At 47.6% G+C, this 16782-nt stretch carries 11 protein-coding genes; 5 read left to right on the top strand and 6 right to left on the bottom strand.

From position 1 onward, the window contains the following. Window positions 1–13 precede the first annotated feature (13 nt). Genes BP97_RS0104160 through BP97_RS35200 form a run of 3 tightly spaced genes read right to left on the bottom strand, consistent with a single transcriptional unit; the run spans window position 14 to window position 4000 of the window. A complete protein-coding gene (locus BP97_RS0104160) occupies window positions 14–1267 on the bottom strand; it encodes a Ger(x)C family spore germination protein (RefSeq protein WP_028547971.1) in 1254 nt (417 codons plus the stop codon). After that, window positions 1264–2367 (bottom strand): GerAB/ArcD/ProY family transporter, encoded by a 1104-nt coding sequence (locus BP97_RS0104155; RefSeq protein ID WP_028547970.1) that lies wholly within the window; start codon window positions 2365–2367, stop codon window positions 1264–1266. The genes BP97_RS0104160 and BP97_RS0104155 overlap by 4 nt, the downstream gene beginning before the upstream one ends. Window positions 2368–2383: 16 nt before the next feature. Next, a complete protein-coding gene (locus BP97_RS35200; RefSeq protein ID WP_269321900.1) occupies window positions 2384–4000 on the bottom strand; it encodes a spore germination protein in 1617 nt (538 codons plus the stop codon). Window positions 4001–4244: 244 nt separating this feature from the next. Here BP97_RS35200 and BP97_RS0104145 point away from each other — a divergent pair, with 244 nt between their 5' ends. After that, window positions 4245–5012, top strand: a complete 768-nt coding sequence (locus BP97_RS0104145; RefSeq protein WP_036745472.1) for a sugar phosphate isomerase/epimerase family protein — start codon at window positions 4245–4247, stop codon at window positions 5010–5012. 88 nt (window positions 5013–5100) lie between these two features. On the opposite strand, the gene BP97_RS35195 is transcribed toward BP97_RS0104145, so the two are convergent. Beyond that, a complete protein-coding gene (locus tag BP97_RS35195; protein WP_036745471.1) occupies window positions 5101–5286 on the bottom strand; it encodes a hypothetical protein in 186 nt (61 codons plus the stop codon). Between the two features lie 77 nt (window positions 5287–5363). Further along, window positions 5364–5504 carry a DUF6254 family protein gene (locus BP97_RS40580; protein ID WP_197035408.1) on the bottom strand — a complete coding sequence of 47 codons (141 nt, stop codon included), beginning with the start codon at window positions 5502–5504 and terminating at the stop codon, window positions 5364–5366. Between the two features lie 360 nt (window positions 5505–5864). Between BP97_RS40580 and BP97_RS0104130 the strand changes: the two genes are divergently transcribed. Next, on the top strand, window positions 5865–10907 hold the full coding sequence (locus BP97_RS0104130) for an alkaline phosphatase family protein (protein ID WP_028547968.1): 5043 nt from the start codon (window positions 5865–5867) through the stop codon (window positions 10905–10907). Window positions 10908–10927: 20 nt separating this feature from the next. Further along, window positions 10928–12079: a GNAT family N-acetyltransferase gene (locus BP97_RS0104125; RefSeq protein ID WP_028547967.1), complete on the top strand. Its 1152-nt coding sequence runs from the start codon at window positions 10928–10930 to the stop codon at window positions 12077–12079. Window positions 12080–12146: 67 nt separating this feature from the next. Here BP97_RS0104125 and BP97_RS0104120 read toward each other — a convergent pair whose 3' ends face one another. Continuing rightward, window positions 12147–14492: a helix-turn-helix domain-containing protein gene (locus tag BP97_RS0104120; protein ID WP_028547966.1), complete on the bottom strand. Its 2346-nt coding sequence runs from the start codon at window positions 14490–14492 to the stop codon at window positions 12147–12149. A gap of 370 nt (window positions 14493–14862) precedes the next feature. Here BP97_RS0104120 and BP97_RS0104115 point away from each other — a divergent pair, with 370 nt between their 5' ends. Beyond that, window positions 14863–15819 carry an ABC transporter permease gene (locus BP97_RS0104115; protein ID WP_081823927.1) on the top strand — a complete coding sequence of 319 codons (957 nt, stop codon included), beginning with the start codon at window positions 14863–14865 and terminating at the stop codon, window positions 15817–15819. Between the two features lie 46 nt (window positions 15820–15865). Next, window positions 15866–16753, top strand: a complete 888-nt coding sequence (locus BP97_RS0104110; protein WP_081823926.1) for a carbohydrate ABC transporter permease — start codon at window positions 15866–15868, stop codon at window positions 16751–16753. The last annotated feature ends 29 nt before the right edge of the window (window positions 16754–16782 follow it).

Genomic DNA, 16782 nt, shown 5'->3' with positions numbered 1-16782 from the left:
AACCTCCTTTGTATTATTCGGCCACGATAACCGGTTTAGATGTCATGCCGACCCGTCTTATTTTTGAAGTGACATGGACGGTAACTTTCACTTGGGCAAAATGTTTACCCCAGTCCGCCTCCATTTGCTTCCACTTCTTTGGATCCTTACGGTGAAACGCCTCGCCGAATTTCACAACATCCGATTTCAAGGATTGTGCTTTTTGCACCGTTGACATAATCCGCTTCTCGACGATTTCGGCTTGAGTCTTCTCCAGCTCCTTAATCGTTTCCGGCTTGGAAATATCAAGCTTTTTGCAGCTTACCTCGGCTATGGCGCCTTCTTCTTCTATTTCAATATGCATGCTCAAGCCATCCTTTTCATAGGCAGGGGTTAGCTTCGCATGGGTATGGTTGACACGGAATACCGTTTTCCCTTTTTCTTGATTAGGGCAACCCGCGACAACGGCACCACCTTTAATTTCACCAAGAATCCATAGCAGCCCCCGGCTTTCCTGCTCATTCATATAACCGGCCAGCTTGTCCTTATGGAATAAAGCGGTTCCGTTGAGGCGCAGCTGCTCTTGTTGTTCCTCGTAGGCGCTGGAATGGTCCGACTTTTGGTCTTGCGGTTTGTTACCGTCTGCTTCCTGCAGCTTTTGCTGCACGATGGCGGTTTCTTTGTACAGATCTATTCTAGAAGCGGCTGCGGAGGAAGACTTGCTGGCCAAATTACTCATGAAGTCTTTACGCTGGACCACTTTCACAGCAGAGGATTGATGGAATTCCCGAATCATCATCTCCACGCCCATGGCAGATAGGGAATTAAGGTCCAGCTTGGACTCCAGCACTTCCTTTGCAGTTCGCGGTGTGACCAGAACCCACATGGTCCGACGGAACTGAGGGTCTCGCTCGAAGAAATCAAGAATCGGCTGGACGCCGGAACGAGCCATTCGTTCTCCGATCACGAGAATGCTGTTATGGGAGAAAAACAGACGGCGAGGTGAATCCATAGAAAAATTTCGTATCGCATCGTAAATGCTCTCGCCTTGAGCCAAGGTTACGACAAAAGGCTTGGTCTCTGTACTGCCTCCGCCAGCTTTGCCTTTTTGCAAAGCGGTTGGATTTACGATCTGTGCCGTTAATAAATACGGCTTGGGGCCGGGGATCAGATCAACACCGAACCCGATAACAATCGCGAGCTTATCTATTTCCTTGCGGTCCCAGCAGGCGCTCGAAACTAAAGTAAGCGTGCAGAGGAGGAGGAGCAGCGATATTTTTCTAATCATAGGGTCTTCCTCACTTTTCCTACGCCCCGAAGTACGGCGATCAGTAAAAGAAAAAGCGGTAATACGGCTTCGAACATCAAGCTGTAGCTCGGCCATGTATGAGCAAGAAAACCTACAAGATCCACTACGCTCCCATAAAGCCATATGGAGAGTGCAATGAGGAGGAGTCCGACGGGAAAAATAATGGGCTTGTAATCCATAAGTTGAAATAATCTTGCTGCAATGACGACACCGAAATAATAAAATACGGTAATTTTCGTAAAAGCACCGAGTATCCATAAGCTGTCTACTACCCATTCGAGCCTTCCGAGGAATTCCCCGACTTCAATATCCCGTGCAAGCTCAAACGTAGGGAATTTGAGCCTGGATACCTCAATAGCACGAAATACACCGATAGTAATGATCGAAACCGCTATAAGCAAAATGCCTATTAATAAGATTCCTTTATGAACACTTTGACGGCTCTTGTTTGTATGGTTGACTTGATACAGAAAAAAGGCGACCGTCACGACTTCTCCGAACCAGCTCGCAGGAGTGTAGGCTCCTTTCATGATTGGACGAATCCCGTCTTCCATCATCGGCAGTAAGTAGTCCCACTGGACATCTTTAATGGAGAACACCAGAACGAATACAATCGTAAAAATTAAGATAATGAAAACAAATTCACTTAAACGTCCGATAACCTCCAAACCTCCGCGTACAGCAAAGGCGGCAAGAAAGAGAGTCGAGATGCTAATTACTTCATTCGGCGTGGCAGGAAGCATGGCAGTCGTTACGTATTCGACATATTCTCGAAGTAAGATGGAACCCGCATGCAAAAAAAAGCAGCCGTAAAGAAACGCGATGCATTTGCCAACCGTTTTGCCTACAATGTCGCTGCAAAATAAATCGAGAGGCTTATCCGGAAACCGAAAACAGAGCTTCAGAAGGAACCAAGCCATTACGACTCCGAATAAAGTGGCGAATACAGCGCTTATCCAAGTATTTTGCCGAGCATCGACCGCCGTAATAGCAGGCAAAAACAAGATGGCCGTAGGCAGGATGGTAATGACAATGATCACCATCAATTGAAGTTGGGTTATAGATCTCTTTTCCAGCATAAGGACACCTTTTTCGTCAGGATGAGTTAGGGGGTTCCGGCTTTGGAGAATCCTCACGATGAACGTTATGATCACTAATAAAGGAAGGTCTCTTTTTCATAGACCACCAGGGAGCTCTCCAGATCGTATCCTTCATTCCCTGCCAATGAAATGGTGCTACCGGCGCAAAGTACGGTACGCCAAAAGAGCGAAGGGAACAAAGATGGATAAGGATGGCCAGCATACCAAGCATAATGCCATAGAACCCTAGTACCGCAGCAAAGGCCATCATAGGAAATCGAAGCATCCTTATCGTAATAGCTGCATTAAATGCCGGAATCGTGAAGGAGGCAATGGCTGTTACCGCAACGACAATAACCATAGCCGGGGAAACGATTCCTGCTTGAACGGCTGCCTCACCGATAACCAAGGCCCCGACGATACTAACCGCTTGACCTACCGGACGTGGTAAGCGCACACCGGCTTCCCTGAGCGCTTCGAACACAATCTCCATAATCAGCGCTTCAATAAATGCAGGGAAAGGAACTCCCTCGCGGGCCCCCGCAATACTGATCAAGAGCGGGGTAGGCAGCATTTCCTGATGGTAGGTCGTGGCAGCGATATAAGCAGACGGAAGCAGCAGTGCAGCTAGGAAAAATAGAAAACGAATGCATCGGATTGCAAATGCCATAGGAAAGCGCTCATAGTAATCCTCACTAGAGTGCAGAAACTGTATAAATACGGTCGGCACTAAAAGAACGAAGGGAGTACCGTCAATGATAATAACGACCCGTCCTTCGAGGAGGTCGGCCGCTGCTTTATCAGGACGCTCCGTATGAGCGATTTGCGGAAAGGGAGAAAAGGGCTGGTCCTCAATTAACTCTTCAACATAGGAGCTTTCCAATATGGAGTCAATATTGATCTGCTTAATGCGATGGCGAACTTCAGCTACGACCTGATCGTCGGATACTCCCTGAATGTAGGCCACTACGATATCCGTTTTTGTGAGAGAGCCTGCTTGAAACATTTCCATTTTTAATTTTGGTGTTTTAATGATTCTTCGAATCAGAGAAATGTTCGTTCCTATATTTTCGGTGAAACCTTGTCGTGGCCCTCGTACGACTCCTTCTGTTACAGGTTCTGATATAGCCCGTACTTCTCCGCCTTGGGTGTTAGCGATTAAAGCGGTGGCAACTCCGTCAAGCAGGAGAACCGTCCGTCCTGTGCATATAGAATCGAAGATAGTCGCAAGACTGGTTTGCTCCTGCACCTCAGCTGTACTTAATAAGCTATCACGAAGTAAAGAAAAGGCCTGACGAGGACCAAGATCCTCATTAGGAGGGAGAAGACGGGAATCCTGAAGCACAGATTTAAAAATATGATCATTTAATGAGGAGCTGCTGACCAGCCCTTCCATCCATATAACCATGCCGTGAATTTGTTGATTGGAGCCGACGGTTATTTTTCTATACAGGACGTCGCTGCAATTGGCAAGAACATCTTGGATATAGGGCAGATCTTTGGATAAAATGCCGCTCAATACATTCTCTGTAGTGCCATTTGTCTCTGCGCGGCCGACAATGGAATTTATTTTTGCAGGCTTGCTATGAGACAGCATAGAGCGGAAAAATTGGCTCAGGTTCTTTCTCCTCACGGCTATCCCCTCTTTGTACGTGATCTTCGCGCAAATGGTTTAACGACAGTTTCTTTCGATCTATAGGCTTCCCAAATTTTAACTGGGTATTCATAGGAATGAAGGCAATAAACGTTGAAAATGAGTGTTGTGCAACAAGAAATGTTCGGAAATGACGATTCATTTCCTATACAATAAGAAGTAGAGATCCTTCTTTGACCTTGGCAGCTGATAATCACGTTGGACACACTGAGGAGGAATGGATATGACGGTTTTTGGTTGGTGCACTGGAATTGAGCATGTGGATGAGCTGAAGGAACACGGATATGATTACATTGAATGTCCGCTGGCGCCTCTCATGAGGGAAGAGCCGGAAGCACAAAAGAAAACGCTTTCTAAGTTTGTGAATCGCTCTATTCCAGTTAGAGCTTGGAACATCTTTTTTCCGGGGGATCTGAAGCTTGTTGGTCCTGAAGCGGATGAGCAAAAAATTCGCAGCTACGTCGTCCGGGCGGTGGATACAATGAACCAGGCCGGTTCATCGATTGCTGTACTAGGCAGCGGCCGTTCCCGTTATGTACCCGAAGGCTGGGGGCGGGAGAGAGCGGAGGATCAACTGCTGAGATTATTGTCCTGGATCGCGGACGAATGCGAGGGAACGGGATTAACGCTGGTTATCGAGCCGCTGAATACGAAGGAATCCAACATAATTAACAGCGTTGCCGAAGGTGTCGCCCTGGCCCGTGCTATTAACCGGGCACCAATCCGTGTGCTAGCTGACTTTTATCATATGGATGAAGAACGCGAAGCACTCGAAACGATCACCAAACACAAGGATTGGCTTGCCCATATTCATGTGGCAGATACGGGCCGATTATCGCCAGGAACCGGGCAGTATCCATACGATGCGTTCGTGGAGCAGCTGCGATTGGCGGGGTATCAGGGGGGAGTTTCCGTAGAATGTACCGTAAATGATCGAGCTAGAGAGCTGCCTTCAGCCTTAAGCTTTCTGAGAAAGAAGTGGGGCGCCTAGCATTTGCAGGATATATAGTTAATCAAAGTCAAGCCCCCGACGCCGCCGGGGGCTTGTTTGCGCATACAGACGAGCTTGTGCGGGAAGCTTACCTGCGATCTTTTCGATCCAGCTCCAAATCCTTCAGCTTGAATTTGTTATCCCACACGAATTCCATATCGTATTCAGTCGTATCGTTGCTGATGAATCGGTGCATACAGGCGCAGAAGCCGCCGATAATACCGAGCAAAACGACAATCCAGGAAAAAAGCTCAGCCCATAACGCAGGTGCCATTCACTCATCCCCTTCTTCACGTTCTTAACCCATTTTATGAAGAAGAGGAGAGGAAGATGCTTCAAGTAGGACAGGCTTTATTGTTTCTCATTCTTGGATTGCTTTGCGGCTTCGTATTCATCGGCATATTCTTCCAATGAAGTAATATGCCCGTGCGGATGAGGCGTCTGCTTGCGTATTTTCGTTGCATTCTCGCGTCGTGCCTTCGATTTGCTCATCGATCTTCGACCTCCTTTTACCTTAGGTTAGGGAACCTGGCCCCACCCTAGAATGGGAAGCTTTCTCTTTATTTATGCATCCTCGTTAAGGTAGCGGCCGGCAGAAGAGAACGTGCGCTTATTTATATATTCGTGAAATTTTGATAACGGTTCTATGAGGACATGGTGCTTTGTTTTATATGTTATTGAAACAATAGCATAGGCGCATAAGGCGTTTCGTTATATTTTGAGAGAGAGTAGATTAGATCCTATGCCAGGTGAGTCAGTATGGCTGAAAGGTGGAGGTCCTGAACGGTAGGCGAAGCAATGTAATGCGGATTCTTCTACATGACGATGGTATGAAAGGAGAGATGTAAAGCAATGAGAAGTATGCTAAGGCGAATCGTTATCTTTCTATTAATGGGGGGATTGGTCGTAAGCAGTTGGTGCTCCTGGATCGGAGGAGGAGTAGCTTCGGCTTTTGCAGCGTCAACAAGCTCTATGGGGAGCAATAAGGTCGTGCATATTACATGGGATGGCTTTTACAGCGAGCTATATGATTTGGCCAAGAAAAGCGGAAAGGCCACGCCTAATCTTGATAAATTAGTTGCCAACGGGATTAGACTCACCAATCACAAGACAACGGTGCCGTCCGCTGTTGCCGGACATTTTGCTACGATGACAGGCGCGTTTCCCAAAACGACAGGGAACACCTACAAGTATCTTGATGGAACGAATGTAATCAACTTTAGTACAGCGCTTAACGAAGCGCAAACGATTACGAAGGCGATGCAAAATTCTCGCACTGCCGTTGTTATTAACGAGTATGCGGTGAAGGCCGAATCAGCCCCTACCTTTGAATATTATTCTACATCATCGGTGGAGACGGTAACGTTCGCTGGCACAGTGACGAAAGCAGTATACCAAATCGAGAACTATGGGCAACCGGACTACTTAAATTTATATTCCAACGATTTATATATGGAGGATCGGGAAATAACCAGCGAGAAGGCGGATTATGAGGCCCATCTATTGACCAAGCTTACCGAGCTGGATGCTCAGTTGGGCACCTTGATGAAGAAGATCGAGACCAAGGGTAACCCGGCAAAAACAACCTATATATTGAGCTCCCACAGCGGGGTTACACAAACAAAAGGGAAAAAGGCGACTGCTCTGCTTAATGCTTTAAGTGTCGCTCCTAACGGTTTCACTTACAAGGAAGTAAGTACAGGAGCCGTAGCCGGTACGCCGGATATGGTTACGATTAAAAACTATGAAGCAACGTATTTGCAGCTGTTTATTTACAATAAAACGACGATGACTCAGGAAAGAATCGATCAACTGATTCGCGCCATTCAGGCTCAGGACTATGTATTGGAGGTTATGAATCGGAACCAACTTGATGCGTTGGGGGTTCATCCGAAATTCGCCGATCTTCTCGTGATACCGAAGGAAGGGTATACCTTCTCACCTGCATCGGAAAAGGTGCATAGACCGGACTCTTTCGATTCTACGTCTACCCATGTGTTTGGTGTTATCTCCGGCAGCGCAGTTCCAGCCAAAGGTGACGTTCGGGTTCCTACGAGCATCACGGATCTGTCGCCGACCGTTGCGGCCTTGCTTGGAATTCCTGCTCCGGCAAATGCCGAAGGCATCAATCTATTGAAGGTTCGAGTGGAAAAGCCGACGGACAATCATGTGCTCTATATTAATTTGGACGGTTTTGCTTACAAATGGTACGAGCTCGCTAACAGTGCACCTTACAGGGGTACCCCGAATCTGAATGCGCTTATTCAGGATGGAGTGTTGTTTACAAATGCCAGTACGGGCATCCCTTCCATTACAGATGCGATGCAGCAGGCTGTTGTGTCCGGCGCATGGCCTGTGGATACCGGCAACGATTATCGCCATTACGATAGTTCGGCTAATGTCGTTGTTCAATACAGTCGTGAAAATGCATTAGAAAACATTGCAGAAGCCGTATATAAAAATAACATTGGCTTAGCGGCTGTCAATGCATTTTATTTTGAGAACAAAGGTGCTGTCGCAGGGAACGCTGCGCAGCCTTATGTTACAGCCTCTGGATTGAACAGCTCCAAGGAAAGAGCGGATGAGATGGTTAAAGTCATTCTTGGTGAGCCTTTTCAATCCGGTGGCAAGACGATCACGTTAACGGAGGTTCCGCACTTTTTGGCTTTCTATGCGGACGATATCGATGCTGTTGGGCATAACAATCATACGGAGGCTGGAGGAGCTTACGGCGTACCTGTAGCGACGGATGTCCAGACTTATCTGGATAACGTGGCCAAAACGGTCATTCGCGTAGATGAACAGCTGGGCCGTATTATTCAGGCTTTAAAGGATCGTGGCATCTATAACAAGACGACCATTGCTCTGACGACTGATCACGGCATGGTGCAGTTCGGAGCGGATAACGCCGAGTTTCAGGCGCCGTATCTGCCTGGAACCTATACGAGCTTGGCTGACCTGGAGCAAACGATAGCTGGAGTCGGTCAAAAGTTCCGAGGCTCCAATTACAAAGTGGAGACAGTGTTTGCTAAGGATACGTCGGCCAAGCCGGATACGGAAATCGTTATAACGACGGTCGGCTTGCAGGCGCAAATCAAGTTCCGCATTCCGGTGGAAAAGGCGGTACTGGACGAAATCGTGGAGCAAGTGAAGGGCAAAGTGTATTATGGCGCCCACATGCTTAAAGAAGATCTGATCAAAAGAGGAGCTACGGCTCACTTTGCCGATCTTCTTATCTCTCCGAAGCCCCCTTATCATTTCAAAACTGGGGACCCTTCCGTCACGAAGCAGCGCTCCGTCGCAGGCCAGCATGATTCTCTTGATGAAGATGCACAGCATATCTTTACGCTCTTGGCCGGGGCTCATGTGGAAAAAGGGATGGAGTACACGAAAAAAATGTACAACATCGATATAGCGCCTACGATCGCTAGAGTGCTCGGGATTGAAGGTCCTGCCGGCGCCACAGGAGCCGTGCTGGATGAGGCTCTGGATGAAGCCTATCGAGGACCGGGCTTGAAGCTCACAGCACCTGCTTCCGACGATACGATTGTCGACACGGAGAGCATTACGATTACCGGACTTACCGATCCTCTCGCGACGATCAAGGTGAACGGTAAATGGGCGGGGGCGGCAGATGTCCAAGGAACCTTCTCGATCACACAGTCCTTAACGCCAGGGATCCATCGTGTGATCGTGGAAGCTGCGGTTGACACTTATACAACGCGGCAGGTTGTGTATGTGACGTACAAAGTACCAAGAATGCTGCTGCTGCAAAAGATAGCGGAAGGACGGGCTTTGTATGAGACTTCAGTAGAAGGAGCGGACGTAGGGAATTATAAGCCCGGCTCCAAGGCAGTGTTTAAACAGGCTTTGAGCGATGCTGTCATTGTCTCGGAAAACATTGAAGCGACGGCATCCCAGCTTCAGACGGGATTAAGCCAATTGGAAGCTGCCTACGCCAATTTCCGTGCTGCTGAAAGATCACCTGCGGCAGGCTATCATTTATTCGGAGAAGTGCTTCTGCCTAAGGGTACAAATAAAGCGGCTACGACCATTACGGTGGAAAGTGTAGATCGAACGGTTCGATACGAGACGGGGTATGGACAAACCCAAGGGAATACGCAGGTCGGCAAGGTAGAGATGACGGATTCCAAGGATTCGTTCGGCACGGTGCTAGATCACCAGGTCCAATATTATGCCGATGTACCGCAAGGTACCTATAACATAACGATTGCTAATGGAGCCATGCTAAGTACCTTCACTGTCATTACCAGCTCAGCTACAAGAGGAGAGCTTCCATGGGGAGTATATTATGTTCAAAGAATTTCTGATACGACTCTTGCCGGAGCAGTGGAAGAAGCAGCTCCGGCGGTTCCCTCCGGTTTTTCCGCATCAGCGGAAAACGGAAAAGTAACTTTATCATGGAACGCAAACAAGGAGCCGGATATTGCCGAATACCGCATTTATATGGACGGAGGGGCGTCAGCCAGCTATACGACCACTGAGCAAAGCCATACTGTGACAGGACTTATGAACGGTCAAACGTACCGGTTTCAGCTAAGCGCTGTAAACAGGGCCGGGATGGAATCCGCCAAAACTGCGGAGGTCAAGGCTGCGCCTTATGTCATGTATATCAGTTCGGGCTCTAGAGGCGGCGGTGGGGGCTCTAGCGTGAGCGCGCCGGTCGTTGAAACGCCTTCTGTTACGACACCGTCGCAGCAGCCTGAAGTTATGACACTCGACGAGCAGCAGCTGATTCCTTCAATCGATAACGGTGATAGAACGATCGAAGTTCAACTGAATGATACCAATGGGGCGGCTGCATTGGAAATCGCCGGTAGAACGCTGTTGAAGGCGGCAGCCAAAGCACCGGATGCTGTTGTCGTTGCGAAGAGCAGTTCAGCAGCTTTTCACTTCCCGGTGAAGCTGTTGCAGCTTCCGGAGCTGGCGCAAAGGCTGGGCACCGATACCGAGCATATCAAGGTTCGGATTACAGTGGAACTAGTGGCGGAACCGATAACGGAGCAGCTGCGGCAGAAATTAAAGGAGCTGTCAGCCGTGCCGCTTAGCGATGGGGTAGAGTTCCATCTTTCTGTAATAGCGGACAATGGGAAAGAGGAGCTTATCGATAATTTCGATGGTGCCTATGTCGCCAGAACGATGATGATCAACGGATACGTCGATCCATCCCGGGCTAGCGCTGTATGGTTTGATCCGGCCACCGGCAGCATAGCGTTCGTGCCATCCGTATTTTATCCGAAAAACGGTAAGACGGAAGTCGTCATGAAACGTACTGGAAACAGCGTGTATACGATAGCATCAGCCCAAAAGTCATTCAAGGATTTGAGCCAGCATTGGGCTAAGACGGATGTGGAGCTGCTTGCGTCCAAGCAGCTAGTTCAAGGAGTAAGCGATAGCCGGTTTGATCCTGACAGTCGTGTTACTAGGGCTCAATTTGCGGCACTCCTTGTCAGAGCACTCGGCCTTAATGAAGTGAGCTCGGGCTCCAAGTTTACGGATGTACGCGAGGGAGAGTGGTTTGCGGGTTCCGTAAAAGCAGCTGCGAAAGCCGGTCTTGTATCCGGTTTTCAGGATGGCTCCTATCATCCTGAAGAGCCGATTACCCGTGAGGAGTCAGCCGTAATGATTTCAAAGGCTTTGAGGATAGCAGGCAATCTGGATGCGGCTGCGGTGAAGCAGGAGCAGACCATACATGAATTTAAGGATCAGTCACAGATCAGCTTGTGGGCGCAGGAAGCGGTAAAGCAATCTGCTTCAGCAGGCATAATAACAGGAATGGATGATGATGCATTCGGGCCTTCTGAGTATACAACCCGTGCGCAGGCTGCTGTGATGCTGAAGCGTTTATTGCAGCATGTGCAATTTATAAATTAATGCTTACGGAGTTAGACAGCATGCTGGACATTCGCTTGCTGAAAGGGGAGGAGTTCGAGACCGCAATACGTCTCGCTGACAACGTGTTTCGAAGCGCAGGGGAAACTTCTATGGGGGATGCGTTCCCCCATGTTTTTTCCGACAGCTTGCGGCAATCTTACGGGCTGTTTGTGAAAGAGATGCTGGTCTCCTTCATCGGGATGGTTCCATCCGTTATACGGATTGGGAAGGCTAGGTTGAACATCTACTCCATTGGTGCCGTATGCACGCATCCGGAGCATCGAGGGAAGGGCTATGCAGGGCTTATCCTGAAGGAGGTTATCCGACATGCGCAGCAAGCCGGAGCTTGTATCCTGTTGGTGTCGGGGGCGGGAGAGTTGTACGCCAGAGAAGGCTGCTGCCGGTTCGGAGCCATCTCCCATTATCGGCTGAATGCTCAAGCTGCCGCAGGTATTCATAGCTCCATGATAGAATCGTCGGATGCTTCGCTGGCGAGAACAGTCCTTCGGGAAATGAATGCGACCGATTGGTTCTCTCTGAGTGAGCTAGTCGGACAGCGACGCATACGTTTCGAGCAGAGCCTATGGGATTTATCGCTTCTAGCCCATGCACAACCGCTTGCAGCCGTGACGAACATGAAGCAGCAAATCTATGTCGCGGAGCAGGAGGGGAGTATCGTTGCTTTCGCTGCTGTGGGTCTTCCAGGCTCGGGAAAGCGACAGCCTTATGTTATCGAGTACGGAGGCGATGAGGCATCCATCGCTATGCTGCTTGCTCACGCCATGAAGGAGAATGAGCTGGAGCAGCTAGACATTTACGACGCAGAACAAGATAACGAGCTTGCAAAGATGATTCATGAAGCGGAGCATAGCGTGGAGCGTAACGGGGGCACAGTTCGTATTATCGATCCCAAGCTGCTGTTAACCCAAGCCGCACCGTATTTACGGAGCAAACACGAGAATTGGTTCAATAGCTTGGACCTCGTCCCAGTGGACGAAGGACAGATCATGGTGCGCTATGGAGACTTGCAAGGGAAGCTTTCGGAAGCGGAGGTTGTACAGCTCTTTTTTGATGTTAATCCGTTGCTTCCTCTCACTCAGGAGCTAATGGAACGATTATATACGTTGTTCCCGCTGCCGTTTCCCTATACAAGAGGTCTGAATTACGTGTAAGCTTTTATCGATCATGAAAACCCGCAGGCTGCCTGCGGGCTTTTCACATTTCAGTTATGTTGGATGATCAGATCTTACTGTTCATTTGAATCGTGTCCAGGTTATGATGATGCTTGTAATTTTTGGGTGTAACGCCGTACATTTCTTTGAACTTTTTAATAAAATAGGCCGAACTGTTAAACCCGACCTGTTCCGCGATTTGTTCCACTTGCAAGTCCGTCGATATGATCAGCTCCTTGGCTTTCTCGATGCGTTGTTTGGTCACGAAATCGGTGAAATTAATTCCGACCTCATCTTTAAATACTCTGCTTAAATAACGGGGGCTTAAAGAAACTTGGTCTGCCGCAGTGTCAAGCGATAACGGAGCAGCGATATTGGACAAGATGTATTCCTTGACCATCCGAATGATATCGTTAGTACGGCTGCCGTTTCGCTTCTCCCAATAAGCAAGAGTTTCGTCTACGGCTTGCTGAAGCCATCGCTCATGATCCGTGAGATGGGAGAGGTGGCCCCACGATTCCATAAGCTCCGTGCTCCAGATGTCCTTTGTACGCAAATTCATTTCTTTGCAATACACATGGAACAGATCCACATATTCAAACCATTTTTGCCGGCAGTGCTCTGCGCTGAACGGTCCATTTTGCAGCAGCTCGATAAAGGAGTGAATTTCCTCACGAATCGCTTCGCGGTTGTTCGTACGCAGGCTTATAGCAAACCGCTTCATAGGCTCTTCAGGTATTTCCTCGGAACATTGCTCCCTCTGAAGAAGTGAATGACCGTAATAAATTCCCGCATCCGGAATAATGAAATAATATTTCAATAAAGCCTGAGTTTGAGCAAACGATACATGCAATTCAAGGGGAGCATCGACCTTCGTTCCAATGGCCGCCGTCATCTGGATCATGAAGCTGGTATAAGCATAGGCTGCGATATCCTCAACCAAGCGAATCATCGTATTCATGTCGTATTGCTTGCAGCAGGCTATCACAGATATTTCATATTCCGACTGCTCCATAGCCAGAAACAAATGGGTTTCATCGCTTTGCTGCTCGATATGTTCAATTAAGTTGTATTTCACATATTGATTGTTTTCGTGAGAGGCTAGGCGCATCGAATAGGAGTCCAGCTGGAGCTTTAGAGAAATGAACCCGTCCCCAGGCCACCGGATATGGAGCAGCTGCAGCCTAGCGGACAAGTCATGCTCGCTGTGGATTCCTGAAGTCAACAGACCAAGAACGAGATTGTGCTTAATAATCGGCATGTTAGCTTTGAGCGTTGTTTCGAGCTCGCTTACTTTGACGGAGAGATTGTTCATGACATGGTCGATGAACATAAACTCATTTTCATTTTGCAAATGATTCGTGCCTAACCGCTGCCTTGCTTTATGTATGATCGCTTTCAGCGGATTGTACATGTTGAACGTGAAAATATTGGAGACGATTAAGCCGATCACAATAGCGATAAAGCAAATCAGGATGAGTGTGTTGCGAATAGGGGTCGTGCTTTTGTAAAACTCGTCAACAGGTGTCATGCTGACCAGCTTCCAGCCCGCGTTTGGAATCGTTACATAGGAAATCATGGTTTTGACAGTGCCGAGCTTTTCAACAAAATGATTGGATTTGCGGTTGGAGTTCAAAATATCGGCAATATAGGTGTAGCCCGACATGGGCTTGTATAATGCGGCCGTTGTGCTGTGCGAAAGCGTATTTCCCTCCGAATCCAGAAGGACCATCTGATTGGAATCGCTCGGATCGTTCAAATGAATGATGTTTTTAAGCGCACTTTCGTTGATATGAATAGCGATGTACCCTTTTATTTTTGCCTCATTGGATGTATAAGGGTACGGTCGTACGAATGTCATCAGATCGGTTGCGTGCGAATCGGAAGTAATGTTCGAGGAGACCTTGCGAGTCTCGATCCACTGCTTGCGAGTCTCGGGCGACTGGGCGCGCTGCAGCCAATCCAGATCGATCCATACGGCTTGATCCAAATAGGTAATCCCGGCATCAGAGGAAATAAGCATATTATTGTTTTTGTAATACACTGCAATGGAAGCTATAAGATCGGAGTTAGCTGCGACTAAGGTTTTGAGCTGCGTATGAATATCCTTCACTTTACTGTGATGGCCTTCCATGCCGTTATCGAAAAAAAAGAGGGCTGGGCTCGTCTTGTTCACATCGCCTGCTGCGATGGATAAATAGTTGCTTTCGACGATGCTGATGACGTCTTTTTCTATCGTTTGGCTAAGATGGCTCAGAATTCGTTGGTTCACTTTCTCGACCTGCTCGTTGAAGCTGGAGGCGAAATACAAATAGGAGGTCACCCCGACGAAAATGAGCGTTATCAAAATAAGCACAATATAGGACAAAATCAGCTTCACAAAGACAGTCCGCAGCCTTCCAAATAGTTTCATGCCTATGTCGATCCCCTTTATTTAGCATTTGCTGTCTAGAAGAAAGTTCTATCAAACCACTCGTTCATTGTAATGCATTCATGTAAAGTGAGGTGTAAAGGTTTTATTAAGGCTGAGGCCGTTACCAACTCCAAATACGCCATCATTATACCATGCGCCAAGGGGTCTTAAAATAAGAACGCTTTCAAAAACACTTTAATTATTCGGTATTTCATACGATCGTGAAAAGTTTATATCCCTCCCAAAAGCCCGTCGTTACAACGTTTATACCATAATGAATGTTTGTTATTTCCTTCTTCATCGATTGGCTATAGTGTAGGTGGCAGGGCGTTGGAGATGCTGCGCTGCAAAAAAAGAAAGGGGAGGTTCAATGAATAAAACGGCTGTATACCCGCCTAAAGCTTCCGTGCCTATCCGTAAACGGGGAAAGCTGTTCCAAGCGTATTGGAAAAATAAATACTTAGTGCTGCTGTTTATTCCCGCCGTGATCTACTACATCCTATTTCACTATGTACCGATATACGGCATATTGATTGCTTTCAAGGACTACAAGTTCAGTCAAGGCATCTGGGGCAGCAAGTGGGTAGGCTTCGATCATTTCAAGGATTTATTTGAGCTTGGAAGCTTCTGGGAAGTGTTCCGTAATACTTTCATTATTAGCACGTATAAGCTAGTTTTTGGATTTCCTGCACCCATTCTATTGGCCCTGCTGCTGAATGAAGTAAGGGTCATTATGTTCAAAAGGTTCGTGCAGACCGTCAGTTATTTGCCACATTTTTTGTCCTGGGTCGTCCTGTCGGGATTGTTCGTACAGTTTTTGTCCCCTTCTATAGGGCCAATCAATATTTTGCTCCAATCATTAGGGATGAAGCCTATATATTTCTTGGCCGACCCGAATTGGTTTCGATCCGTGCTTGTAGCGACCGATATATGGAAGGACATCGGGTGGGGAACGATCGTGTATTTAGCTGCCCTCACATCCATTAATCCAGAGCTTTATGAAGCGTCGACCGTGGATGGGGCAAATCGGTTTCAGAACATTTTTTATATTACACTGCCTTCGATGGCACCCATTATTACGATCATGTTCATCTTTGCCGTAGGACGCCTTGTCAATGACGATTTCGATCAGGTGTTCAATATGTACAACTCGGCGGTATATAGCGTTGGCGATGTGCTCAGTACCTACACGTACCGTAAAGGTCTGGTCGGGATGGAATACAGCTTTGCTACAGCCGTGGGCTTGTTCAAAAACGTGGTTGCCTTTACGCTTATTTATATTACTAACGCCATTGCCAAGCGCATCAACGATTACGGGTTATGGTGAAACTGCAAGTTAGCCGTCAGGATTTTTCAACAAAGGTGGGTTGCCTATGGCATCAACTAAAATAAAAACCTTCATGCTAAGCAGAATGTTTGATACCGGGAACTATACGTTCATGATTTTGCTATGCGTGGCGACCGTATATCCGTTCTTGTTTTTGCTGTCACTGTCATTTAGCCCAGGAGATATTTCGTTCTCGCAGATTCATCTCATTCCTCCGAAATTCACCCTGAGCAACTATGAGAAAGTGCTGACCAACGAATTCATCGCATCAGGCTTTGTCAATACGCTCATTAGAACAGTAATTGGCACCTTGCTGACCGTATTGTTAACCGTATTTACCGCTTATCCGTTATCTAAAAAATATTTCCCCAACCGCGGATTTTGGACTGCTTTTATCGTGTTCACCATGTTTTTCTCAGGCGGGATCATCCCCAGCTACTTATTGATCAAATCCTTAGGAATGATGAATTCCGTATGGGCGCTCATTGTTCCCGGATTGGTTCACACGTTTCAAATGATCATAGCCCGCAACTTCTTTATGTCGCTGCCCGAAAGCCTGGAAGAATCGGCACGAATCGACGGAGCCAACGAGATCCGTATTATGTTCAGTATCGTGATTCCGCTATCGATGCCAATCATCGCCACGCTCAGCTTATGGACGGCGGTTCACCACTGGAACGCTTGGTTTGACAGCATGATCTACATATCGGATTCACATAAGCATGTGCTTCAGGTCGTGCTTCGACGTATCGTACTGGAGGGAACGAAGGATATGATGGATTTGAACAGCTTTGACGATAAGGAAATGATAGCGAATCCCGAGACGATCAAAGCGACGACAGTTATGGTGGCGACGATTCCCATTATTTTGATATATCCGTTTGTGCAAAAGCACTTTGTCAAAGGGATTTTGGTAGGCTCACTCAAAGGATAACCAATCTAAATCTATAGGGAGATGATGAG

This window comes from Paenibacillus sp. UNC451MF, from assembly GCF_000686845.1.
Classification (GTDB): domain Bacteria; phylum Bacillota; class Bacilli; order Paenibacillales; family NBRC-103111; genus Paenibacillus_S.
Note: the sequence above shows the minus strand (reverse complement) of the source record. Positions and strands in the feature narration are given on the sequence as shown.